Below are 11,832 nucleotides of genomic sequence, written 5' to 3'. Positions count from 1 at the left end.
TATTTCTACAATTAAGATTTAAATTCTTCTTCTTGATGTATAAAACCTCTTACTGGTTCTTCATCTTTATTTCTAATTTTTACTTGATAACCTACATGTGGTAAGAAGTGTTGTTCTTCAAAAATGAAGTAATTTCTACCAGTTTCCATTATTTTAGATACTTCACTTTCTTTATCGTTCATATCTCCAAAAATAATTGCATTTGTAGGACAAGCAGATTGACAAGCAGATTTAATTTCTTGATCTGCTAATTTTCTATTTTCTTTCTTAGCTGTTAATTTACCTTCTTGTATTCTTTGTGTACAGAAGCTACATTTTTCAATAACCCCTCTTGTTCTTACCACTACATCTGGATTTAACACCATTCTAGTTAAGTCTTCGAACATGTAAGCCGTTTCTACGCCTCCCCAACCTGGTGTACCATCGTTGACCTTACCAAATAAGTCATTGCCTTGATAATCTAACCAGTTGAAACGACGCACTTTATAAGGACAGTTATTTGCACAATATCTTGTACCAATACATCTGTTATAAGCCATTTGGTTAATACCTTCAGAACTATGGTTTGTAGCATTTACTGGACACACATTTTCGCAAGGTGCGTTATCGCAATGCTGACACATCATAGGTTGGAAAGATACATCTGGATTGTCTGGATTGCCATTGTAATATCTATCAATTCGTAACCAATGCATTTCTTGAGAACGATACACTTGTCTTTGACCTACAACTGGCACATTGTTTTCTATATTACAAGAAACTACACAAGCACCACAACCAATACAAGCATTCATATCAACAATCATTCCCCAGTGATGACCTGGAAATTGAGGCGTTGGATACATTGTCATTAAATGGTGTTGAATTTTTGCTCTATCTTCATTTCCAGCAGTCTCATTCTTAGCATAGTCTTTTAAAATAGTTTCTTTTACTACCATACCTCTATATCTTAAAGGTTTGCCTGGTAAAGAAACATCTTCCATTAAAGTATGATAAGTTTGATTTAATGCTAATTTATAGTTTTTACCTACTATTTTAAGTGAAGCTCCATCTGTGCTATAAGCATTTGCGCCATTAGCAAATTTAACTGATGGATAAACATTTTGCCCTATACCTTCTGCAGCTGCTCCAGCTTTTTCTCTACCGTAACCTAAAGCAATACCTAAAGTATTTGGTGCTTGACCAAATTGAACCACAACTGGTAATTTATATGTTTGTTTACCTACAGTAACTTCTGCAATTGGCACATGTTTATCTGCTGGCATAACATCTATACCTAATTCTTGAGCATAGCTATACGGAATAGTTACATAGTTATCCCAAGTAGCTTTAGAAATTGGATCTGGCATTTCTTGCAACAAAGGATTGTTGGCTAATTTACCATCGCCGATAGCTGTTTTCTCATAGAAATATACTTCCATTCCTTTTGGACTAGAAGCCGTAACTGTTGTAGTACTTGGTAAACTAGCTCCACCACTAGCAGTTGTTTTATCGGCAAAACCATCTTGTAATGCCTCTTGATAACTTTTTCCACTTACTGCAGCAATTTCATCTTGTACTAATTGGTCTATATTAAGTGATTGACCAGCCCAAGCAAACAAAGAAGCAGCTTCTTGTCTAGTATCAAAAATATTTACAATAGTAGGTTGAACAAAACCATAGAACCCTTTTTTAGGTTCTACAACATCCCAAGACTCTAATAAGTGAGAACTAGGTGCTACGAATTGGCAATATTGAGCAGATTCATCAATACGAGTAGAAGTTGAAACTGACAATTTAGCTTTTTTCAAAGCATCTTTAAATTTATTAGCATAAGGTGTATCGTAAACTGGATTAGCTCCTACTAATACTATTGCTTGATATGCATCTAAGTTAGCTACTAATTGAGCCAAGCTTTCGTCGTTACCTTGTTTAAAGTTTAAAGTATTAACAGTATCAACTGTAGTACCAAAACTACCTAATTGACTGTTAATTGCATTTACTAATCCTTGAACTTCTACATCATTAGTACCAGAAACTACTAATGCTTTGCCTTGAGCTCCTTTTAAATCTTTAGCTACTTTAGCAATACCTTTATCTGCATCTGGATGTGATAATTTTTTAGTTGAAGCACTTCCACCAAGAGCAGCATATAAATTAGCCAATGCTTGTTTCTCTTCGGAAGGTTTGATAGGATATCTATAATCTGCACTAGCACCAGTAATCGTCATAGTTGACTGAAACTGATGATGACGCGACATTTTTGGATTGTCTTTAGTTGGTACTCTATTAACAATATACTTAGCAGAGTTTTCTACTGGATTCATCCAAGTACCTAAGAAATCGCAATTGAAGCCAACAATAACATCAGCTTTATCGAAATTGTAAGATGGAATGATACCACCAGAAGCTTTTCTTTGAGCTGAAGCTGAAATTGGATCATACACTACAACATCTGTAGTTGGATATTTAGCTTTGAATTGATCTATTGCTTTATTAGTAATTGTAGATAAATTGGTATTGGTAACTAAAGCTACTTTTCCTCCACCAGCAACTATTTCGCTTAACTGAGTAGTAATCTCTTTGTCTAAATTTGTCCAAGCAACTTTTTTATTATTTTTTGTTGGATTTTTTAATCGTGCTACATCATATAAACTCAAAACAGTAGCTTGAGCTCTTGCATTAGTTCCTTTAGATAAAGAAGATTTTGGATTAGCTTCAATTTTTATAGGTCTACCTTCTCTTGTTTTCACTAAAATACTAGAGAATTCGCCAGAATCAAAATAAGAAGAAGCAAAAAACTCAGCAACACCAGGCACTACTTCAGCAGCAGCTTCTCTTAAATCGAAAGTGTAAGGAATGGCTTTATGTGTAGGTGTTTTACAAGCAGAAGCAATAGCTGCTGCAGAAACACTAAAACCCATTGCTTTTAAGAAATCTCTTCTGTTTGGCTCTTTTTGTTGTTCTTCTTCAGAAGGTATTTCGAAGTTGAACTCTTTAGATGCTTCCTCTTTAAACTGAGGTGTTTCATTTAATTCATCTAAGCTTGTCCAATACTTTTTGTTATTCATTTATCTTGAGATTAAATCGTTTACAAAATATTTTAGTAATGACATTTTTGACATTCTGTTCCACCTATATCTTCTACAGTAACACCTTCACGCTCTCCTTTCTTAATTTCTTCGTGATACTTTTCAAATACAGAATAATAATTATTATCGGCAAATTGAACATTTGTTTCTCTATGACAGTTGATACACCAACCCATTGATAATGGTGCAAATTGTTTCATCACTTCGTATTCTTCTACTTTACCGTGACAAGTTTGACACTCTACTTTACCAGCCACCACATGTTGTGAGTGATTGAAGTAAACATGATCTGGTAGATTATGGATTTTAACCCACTCAATATTTTTAGGTGCTCTTTCAAATTTCATTGCATCTGGATTCCAACCTGCATAGTCATATATTTTTGCAATTTCTTCTTTACCATATTTAGGTCCTTCTTGAACTGATTTGTGACAGTTCATACAAACTTGCGTTCCTGGAATACTTGCATGACGGCTTTTTTCTACGCCAGAGTGACAATATTGACATTCTATTTGATTCTGTCCAACATGTAATGCATGAGAAAATCTGATTGGTTGTTCTGGTGCATAGTCTTGAGATCTTCCTAAGTGAATAGCACCATTTGCAATATTTAAAATGAAAGCAATTACTGCAATTGCTAGTAATGCTTTTACTATTTTTTTATTTCTTGATTTTTTAGTAGTAGCAACATCTGTTTCTTCTGTTTTATTTACTACTTTATCTAACTTATTGGTAATACTGATAAGTGCTAATGCTAAAATTAATAATAATAGTACTATACCTATTAGTACATATTTGCTATTGCCACCATTACTTGGAGTAGCTGTAGTAGCTGCATTTGGATCTGCGGCAGGAGCACCTGGATCTATACCATTTGCTTTTCCTTTAACATATACTAGTATATTAGCAATTTGCTCATCTGTTAAGGTAGGAAATGATTGCATAACGCTTTTGTTATACTCATTATATAGGTTGTTAGCATAAGCATCTCCTGTTGCTAAGAAAGCTTGTGAGTTTTTAATCCACGCATGTAGACTTTCTTCGCTTTCCCATCTGTCCCAAACTCCGTTAAGAGCAGGACCAATAACTTTTTTATCTACAGCATGACAAGCTGCACAGTTTGCTTTGAACAAGTCCATCCCTTCAACAGCTTTAGCATCTGTAGCACTTTCTGGTGTAGGTACATCTACTGCTGAGTATAAAGAGTTGTTAAATGAAAAAACAAAAAAAGTTAATAAAAATAAACTATTTCTAAGAATATAACCTAAACGCATTATTTAATCGGTTTTACTTGCTTGCAAATATAGTTAACCATTTTTGTTTATTTATAAATGTTGATAATTTACTATTTAGAATAATTTTAAATAGCACACAATCTATTGATTTACAAATATTTGTTAAAAAAAGTATTTGTTAAAAAAAGCAGAATTTAATAGATGCTTAACATATTTCTTAACTATGTTTAACTTTTTTAGGAAACTTGTGAATGATTGTGCTAAATATGGTTGTTTTTAAACAATAGCTTCAATTTATTGTTGCAGATATAGCGTTTTTCTTTCTTTACTGAAATCAAAAGTTAATTTATGATTTTAATGAAATGGTATTATTTTTATCGCTAAAAACATTTTGGACTCTTTATTACAGTATTTTCCATATTTAAGTAAAACCAAACAAGAACAGTTTAGTGCTTTGATGCAATTATATCCGTTTTGGAATGAACAGATAAATGTTATTTCGAGGAAAGATATTGAACATTTATACACTAATCATATATTGCATAGTTTGGCTATTGCCAAATTCATTCAGTTTGAAAATGGTAGTAAGGTTTTAGACATTGGCACTGGTGGTGGCTTTCCTGGAATTCCGTTAGCTATTTTATTTCCTGAAGTGGAGTTTCATTTGACTGATTCTATCGGAAAAAAAATTAAAGTAGTGCAAGCTATTGCAAATGAAATTAATTTAGATAATGTTATTGCTGTTCAAAGCAGAAGTGAAGAGTATCGTCATCAGTTTGATTTTGTTGTGAGTAGAGCTGTTGCTCCGATGACTTCGTTAGTAACATGGAGCAATGGTAAATTTTTGAAAAGACAAATCAACAGTAAACCAAATGGTATTATTGCTTTAAAAGGTGGTGATTTGAGTGAAGAGTTGGCTGCTTTAAAAAATGGTGTTGAGTTAATTCCTATTTCTGAGTATTTTAAAGAAGCATTTTTTAGCACAAAACAATTGGTTTATTATTGTGAGTAGGATTGAGTGATTGCTAAGATTTTCTATTGTAGATATTAGTTTTTTTTACTATATTATACTAATTAGCATTCAAAACAGTTTTATTCTTTTGCATTTTTTCGCTGACTTCTGCGTTAAAAATACTCGCCGTAGCATCCAGCAAGGTGATACAGCTACGCTGTATTTTATAAGTTTTCTATCATTTTTAATAAGGTTGAAGTGCGACGCACTTATTAAGCTACTAAAATATATAACTAATAAAATATAGATATAATACTTATAATATTTTTGGTATTTTTTAAACCGAACTTAGGTTATTAATATTAAGTATACTAGAAAAACAAAAAAGCCAAAGTTTATTAGACTTTGGCTTTTCTTATTGTTATTTGTATCTCTTATCTAAAAATTTGCTGTGGTGCTACTGCTTGTGGATCTATTGATGCTGATTGCACTATTTGTGGGAAGTTATCATGCAATTGTTTCATAAAGTCTTCATCTTTATATTGTATTGCTAGATATTCCATTCGTTTTACTAAATCTTCTGCTGTTTTCTTATCTCCAGCTTCTACATATCTTCTTGCATAATCATTATCTAAATTATAGAATCTCAAACAATCTTTTAAATCTTTGATATATAAGTCTTTAATTTCTTTAGCACCTTCTTTATCATTGGCTCTATAATATAAGTCTATCCATTGAACCGTTAACACATTAAAGAATCTATTGAGTGGTGAATAGTATGGTGCATTATTATACGGAAATGATTTTTTCACTTTGTCTAATACTTTAGCAGCATCTGCTTGTCTTCCGTTTCTAACTAAATCATCTGCTACAGCAAAATGTACACTCTTCAATGTATTCATAATTCTTGCAGAGTTTTCATCAACAAACATTTCGTGTTGGTCTAGTCCACCATATTTATATTGATTCATCACTAAGTCATAACTCTTGTCTGAATTCATAGTAGTAAATCCTTGAGTATTATTTTCAAACTTAACAGGTATAAATCTTATAATTTCACCTTCTTGAATCATATATTGATTTAATCCTTGGTAATATTTGTCTTCTACGGTATTGGCAAAACAAATAGGTCTGCTCCAATCTTGAGCTGCAATCATTGCTAAAACAGCTAAATCGTACTTAATAATTCTGTTAGAACCTAGCTGCCAATCAATTACATCTGCAATTTGGTCTTTGTATTGCTCTGGAACTACATTGTTTTTAAGTACAGCATTTTTATCAATAGTTAATCTAAAATTGGTAGTAGGTAAATAGTTAACTGCATCTCCTCTATTAGTTTGAGCTTTGTATTTCATATCATCACTCAAAACAAAATCCATAATATTACTCAATTCATAAAACTCTCCTGGTTTTGCAAAACCTGAATTTTCGTTTACTTGAATCATATCTCTATTATTGCCTCTATATTTATCTGAAGTAAATGTTTTTACAAACGGTACTGGTGGTGCATCATTCGCTGCTCTTTGTAAGCAATCGATATACCAATCAACACCTAATAAACTTAAATTGACAATTCTAACATCTTTTCTAATGCCTTCTATTTCTTGAGCATACCACAATGGATAAGTATCATTATCGCCTTGTGTAAAGAGAATAGCATTTTTTGGACAGCTTACTAAGTAGTTATATGCAAAATCTCTCGACATATATCTATCGTGTCGATTATGGTCGTTCCAACCTTGTTTTGCCATTAAAACAGGAACTCCAAGACATACTACAGAAACTGCAACTGCTGCTGGAACTGCCAATGCTTTTGCCTTGCTTTTAATGAATTCTACAATTGCAGGAATTGCCATGCCTATCCAAATACAAAAAGCAAAGAACGAACCTACGAGTGCATAATCTCTTTCTCTTGGCTCTCTTGGTGGCTCATTAGAGTAAATAATTAACATAAAACCAGTTGTAATAAACAATAGCGTAGTTACAATTGCGTATTCTTTACTTCGTTTATAGGTAAATACTAGACCTATAATTCCTAGTATTAAAGGCAATAAATAAAATTTATTTCTTCCTTTTTGATTGGTGATTTGATAAGGTAAATCTTTTTGACTACCTAATCTTGCATCATCTATAAAAGAAACACCAGACAACCAGTCGCCATTTAGTTTTTGTGTTCCAGGCATTCCTTGATAATCGTTTTGTCTTCCAGCAAAATTCCACATAAAATATCGCCAGTACATGTATCCAATTTGATATTTAAAGAAGTATTTTAAATTATCGCCCATAGTTGGTTCACCTTGAACATCTGTCCAATATTGATATAATGCTTGAGCATTAGCACCATCATTGGTTGGTCCCATTCTTGGAAACAACATTTTATCTTCTGCATGATATTCGTATCCAATTTTTTCTCCTTTTACTTCGTATTTCTTAGTTTCATCATTTCTAAAATAAACCTTTCCTTCTACTTTGTAATCGTAAGGTTGAGCATTGTACAATGGTCCCATAACTAAAGGTCGGTCGCCATACTGCTCACGATTTAAGTAAGACAATAAACTATATGCATCTTTAGGATTGTTCATATTGATTGGTGGATTAGCAGCTGCTCTTAATGGCACCATGATATACGATGAAAATCCAACGAAAATCATTAAGACACAGATTGCTGCTAATTGTAAATCGGCATATTTAATTTTAACTGCATAATATATTGCGAATATTAATCCAGCAAATAATAAAATATAAGTAAAAATTAATCCTGTATTAAATGGTAAACGGAATGTATTTACAAATAAATGGTCTACCAAAGTTGCTATTTTAGTAAAGTAAGAAATTACACCAATCTGTACTAAACCTAGAATAATAAATCCTACGAAGAAAGCCACAATTAAACCTATTGTAGTTGGTTTGAATTTTTTGTAATAGTAAATAAATACTGCTGCTGGAATTACTAATAATGATAATAAGTGAACTCCAATTGATAAACCAATCATATACGCAGCAAAAACTAACCATCTATTTCCATGAGCTTCATCTGCTTGTTCGTCCCATTTCATCACTGCCCAAAGCGTAATAGAAATAAAAAACATTGAAGAAGCATATACCTCACCTTCTACTGCCGAAAACCACATGGTATCCATAAAAGAGCAACATAAAGCACCTATAACACCTGCACCTACAACAGCGATTAAATTATCTGTACTTAGGTCATCTTCTGATTTATTGATGATTTTTTTAGCCAATATAGTAATGGTAAAATATAAAAACATTACTGCTAATGCAGATGCAACTACAGACACCATATTGATATAGACTGCTATTTTATCTGTTTCTGGAGCGAATAAACTAAAAATTCTTCCTACAAGCATAAATAATGGAGCACCTGGTGGGTGAGCTACTTGCAATCTATATGCACATGAAATAAACTCGCCACAATCCCATAAACTACCTACAGATTCTACAGTTGAAGCATATTGCCAAAAGGAAATACCAAAAACAATAAGTCCAATAATGAGAATGATTAAATTATTTTTTTTCATTGAATTTATATTATTATGTCTTTTTTTCTATAAAATTACTACCATTAATAAAAACAAAGCTACTGTTAAATTTACATATCCAATAAAAATTCAACACAAACAAATTTTCATTTATTTAAATAGTTTGTTTTTTACAAAAGTAAGAAAATAAAATCAGCACAAAAGATAAAATTTATAATATTCCTTAATTATTAGCATTTGTTATTAGTAGAAAAAACTGTGCTATATTATTATTTCATGCTACGATATAAAGTAGACAACATTTAATAGTGATTTTAAAAAACCTTTAATTTCTAAAATTATTCTTATAAATAAAAAAAAGTATTAAATTTGCACTCGCAATTGACCTATGGTGTAACTGGCAACACGTCTGGTTTTGGTCCAGAAGAGTCTAGGTTCGAGCCCTAGTAGGTCAACAGTAGAAAAAGAGACTAATTTTGGTCTCTTTTTTTATTTTAAGTCCATTCTATAAATTGGCGATTGTAAAAAATAAATCATAACTTCGTTATCCATTAATACAATAAAATATGTCAACTTATAAAGATGTAAAGAGAGTTACTACACACATTTTAAAAGAGATGAAACAGAATAGCGAAAAGATCGCTATGCTGACTGGTTATGATTATTCTATGGCAAAAATTATTGATGATGCTGGAATTGACATTATTTTAGTTGGAGATTCTGCCTCTAATGTAATGGCTGGACATGAGACCACGCTACCTATTACTTTAGACCAAATGATTTATCATGCACAAAGTGTTGTGAGAGCAGTAAAGAGATGTTTTGTTGTAGTTGATTTGCCTTTTGGTTCTTATCAGGGAAATTCTAGAGAAGCTTTAAATGCGTCTATTCGAATTATGAAAGAAACTGGAGCACATGGTGTAAAACTTGAAGGTGGACAAGAAATTGGTGAGTCTATTATAAGAATTTTAACGGCTGGAATTCCTGTAATGGGACATTTAGGATTAACGCCACAGTCTATTTATAAATTTGGTACTTACACCGTAAGAGCTAAAGAAGATGAAGAAGCTGAAAGGTTATTAGAAGATGCTAAATATTTAGAAAGTTTAGGTTGTTTTGGTATTGTATTAGAAAAAATTCCTGCTGCTCTAGCAAAACAAGTTACTGAAAGTGTTAGCATTCCTGTTATTGGCATTGGTGCTGGCAATGGCGTTGATGGACAAGTTTTAGTAACGCATGATATGCTTGGCATTACACATGAATTTAAACCTAGATTTTTAAGACAATACTTACATCTTTACGATGAAATAAAAACTGCTACTCAAGCATATATTGCTGATGTAAAAAGCAGTGACTTCCCTAGTGAAAAAGAACAGTACTAATATATTAGTTACTAGTCATTTGGCATTTAGTCAATAACTAATAAGCCATTTGATAATTGATATAAAAACAAAAAAGGTTCGCAATTTTTGCGAACCTTTTTTTATACCTATAGAAGTTTGATTATTCTCCTGAAAGATAAATATCCACTCTTCTGTTTTTAGCTTTGTCAGCTTCAGTGTTTTGGCTTTCAGTTACCCAAGAATTCTCACCATATGGTAATAATAAGATTCTTTGTGATATACCAACACCTTCTAAGTATCTTTTAACTGCATCACATCTTCTTGCAGATAATGCTTGATTGTAGTTTACATTACCTTCAGCAGAAGCATTACCAGCTAAATAGATAAAGTAATTGCCTTTCATTTCAGATAACTTAGTTTTGAATGCATCTAAACTTGCTTTAGCTTCATCAGTTAATTGATCTTCATCCCATTCAAAATAAACTGAACCGAATTTTTTGAATACTAAATCATCAATTCTTCCAGAAACTTCTTTGATAGACTCTGAATTTGAAGCAACATCATTGTTCAGCTTATCAACATCTTTACTAAGGTCTGTAACTTTGTTTAAAGCTTCATCACTTTTAGCCAATGCATCATCAGCAGTAACTTGAGCATTGTCTGCTTTTTGATTCACTTTAGCTAACTCATCATCTACTTTTTGTTTGTTTTTGTCGTATTCTTTCTTATCTACTTTTCTAACCAAGTTAGCTTGAATAGTTACTTCATGAGTATATCCAAAATAACTTCTCTCGTCTTTTAATGGTAATTCAAAAGTATAGAATAACTTAACTCTTTCTTTAATACCTGCACCAGCAGTTACATGAACACCAGCAGCATTAGGTTTAAAGAAACCACCGTCTCCACCACCAGTTCTATATCCAGCACCTAACCAAACTAATTGTTTGTAGCCAAACATAGCACTTAAATCTAACTGAGAACCTGTAGTTTTGTAATATCTATACAATACATAAGGCATTACCATCCAAGATTTTTTGTCTTTTCCTCCAAATCTTGCTTCATAACTAGCATTAACAAAATACTCTCTTTGATATTGAAACATGGTATTATCTCCATTCTCATCTAAGCCATTATTTCTAAATCTCGCTTTACCATTTAACACTTGAGGCACTGAAAAGCCAATATTTAAACCTTTCCAGTGATAATTAATACCTAATGCTAAATCAAAATTAGTTGTTCTACCATTGTAAATAGAAGCATCTAAAGAAATGTCATCTGTTGTATTGGCATCCCAACCATTAAAATTTTGAGAAATAATACCTGCCTGAATACCTATGGATAACTCATGTGTTTTTTCCTTATTGAAAGGAATTCTGTAGTTATAGGTAAATGAAGCCATGGTATTTCTAATTAACTTACCATTTCTGTCATGTATCAAAGTAGCACCTAATGCTGTATTTGATTCCTTAATTCTTGAATCCCAAGTGACACCACCAGTTAAAGGTCCATAAGGCATATTGTCATAATGCTTAATAAACTCTAAATTGATAGTACCACCATCTGGGTTATCTCCTGCTCTTGCAGGATTATACAAGAATGGATTGAATACATAGTTATTAAAAACTGGTAGCTGTTGTGCATGTAACTGATTAGCTGTAGTTAATAAAACTATGATAACTAAAAGCTTATTTATTATTGATTTCATCATAATCGATTTTCTTTGGTTTTATA

The 11,832-nt window shown here is 32.1% G+C and carries 6 protein-coding genes and 1 tRNA gene; 3 read left to right on the top strand and 4 right to left on the bottom strand.

Annotation, left to right across the window (positions count from 1 at the left end; all coding sequences use genetic code 11):
* Nucleotides 1-11: 11 nt before the first annotated feature.
* Together H6553_04325 and H6553_04320 are read right to left on the bottom strand one after the other, a co-directional pair.
* Entirely contained in the window at nucleotides 12-3,050 is a 3,039-nt protein-coding gene (locus H6553_04325) for a TAT-variant-translocated molybdopterin oxidoreductase (protein ID MCB9033042.1), read from the bottom strand.
* A gap of 32 nt (nucleotides 3,051-3,082) precedes the next feature.
* Complete coding sequence (locus H6553_04320; GenBank protein ID MCB9033041.1) at nucleotides 3,083-4,345, bottom strand: c-type cytochrome; 1,263 nt, start codon at nucleotides 4,343-4,345, stop codon at nucleotides 3,083-3,085.
* Between the two features lie 352 nt (nucleotides 4,346-4,697).
* Here H6553_04320 and rsmG point away from each other — a divergent pair, with 352 nt between their 5' ends.
* The gene (rsmG, locus tag H6553_04315) at nucleotides 4,698-5,318 is read left to right on the top strand and encodes a 16S rRNA (guanine(527)-N(7))-methyltransferase RsmG (GenBank protein MCB9033040.1); all 621 of its coding nucleotides are present in this window, start codon (nucleotides 4,698-4,700) and stop codon (nucleotides 5,316-5,318) included.
* A 374-nt stretch (nucleotides 5,319-5,692) separates the two neighbouring features.
* Here the strand turns inward: rsmG and H6553_04310 are convergent, their stop codons facing one another.
* Nucleotides 5,693-8,797 carry a DUF2723 domain-containing protein gene (locus H6553_04310; GenBank protein ID MCB9033039.1) on the bottom strand — a complete coding sequence of 1,035 codons (3,105 nt, stop codon included), beginning with the start codon at nucleotides 8,795-8,797 and terminating at the stop codon, nucleotides 5,693-5,695.
* A gap of 343 nt (nucleotides 8,798-9,140) precedes the next feature.
* Between H6553_04310 and H6553_04305 the strand changes: the two genes are divergently transcribed.
* Together H6553_04305 and panB are read left to right on the top strand one after the other, a co-directional pair.
* Nucleotides 9,141-9,213: transfer RNA gene (locus H6553_04305), tRNA-Gln, on the top strand.
* Nucleotides 9,214-9,324: 111 nt separating this feature from the next.
* Nucleotides 9,325-10,140: a 3-methyl-2-oxobutanoate hydroxymethyltransferase gene (gene panB / locus H6553_04300; GenBank protein MCB9033038.1), complete on the top strand. Its 816-nt coding sequence runs from the start codon at nucleotides 9,325-9,327 to the stop codon at nucleotides 10,138-10,140.
* Nucleotides 10,141-10,261: 121 nt separating this feature from the next.
* Here the strand turns inward: panB and H6553_04295 are convergent, their stop codons facing one another.
* Nucleotides 10,262-11,806 carry a PorP/SprF family type IX secretion system membrane protein gene (locus H6553_04295; GenBank protein MCB9033037.1) on the bottom strand — a complete coding sequence of 515 codons (1,545 nt, stop codon included), beginning with the start codon at nucleotides 11,804-11,806 and terminating at the stop codon, nucleotides 10,262-10,264.
* Nucleotides 11,807-11,832 lie beyond the last annotated feature (26 nt).

This window comes from Chitinophagales bacterium, from assembly GCA_020636535.1.
Taxonomy (GTDB): domain Bacteria; phylum Bacteroidota; class Bacteroidia; order Chitinophagales; family JADIYW01; genus JADJSS01.
This window is presented reverse-complemented; position numbering and strand designations above follow the sequence as displayed.

Bases quoted from the DNA above. Each gene is read 5' to 3' on its own strand.
- H6553_04325 (MCB9033042.1), bottom strand. From the start codon at position 3,050: ATGAATAACAAAAAGTATTGGACAAGCTTAGATGAATTAAATGAAACA.
- H6553_04320 (MCB9033041.1), bottom strand. From the start codon at position 4,345: ATGCGTTTAGGTTATATTCTTAGAAATAGTTTATTTTTATTAACTTTT.
- H6553_04310 (MCB9033039.1), bottom strand. From the start codon at position 8,797: ATGAAAAAAAATAATTTAATCATTCTCATTATTGGACTTATTGTTTTT.
- panB (MCB9033038.1), top strand. From the start codon at position 9,325: ATGTCAACTTATAAAGATGTAAAGAGAGTTACTACACACATTTTAAAA.
- H6553_04295 (MCB9033037.1), bottom strand. From the start codon at position 11,806: ATGAAATCAATAATAAATAAGCTTTTAGTTATCATAGTTTTATTAACT.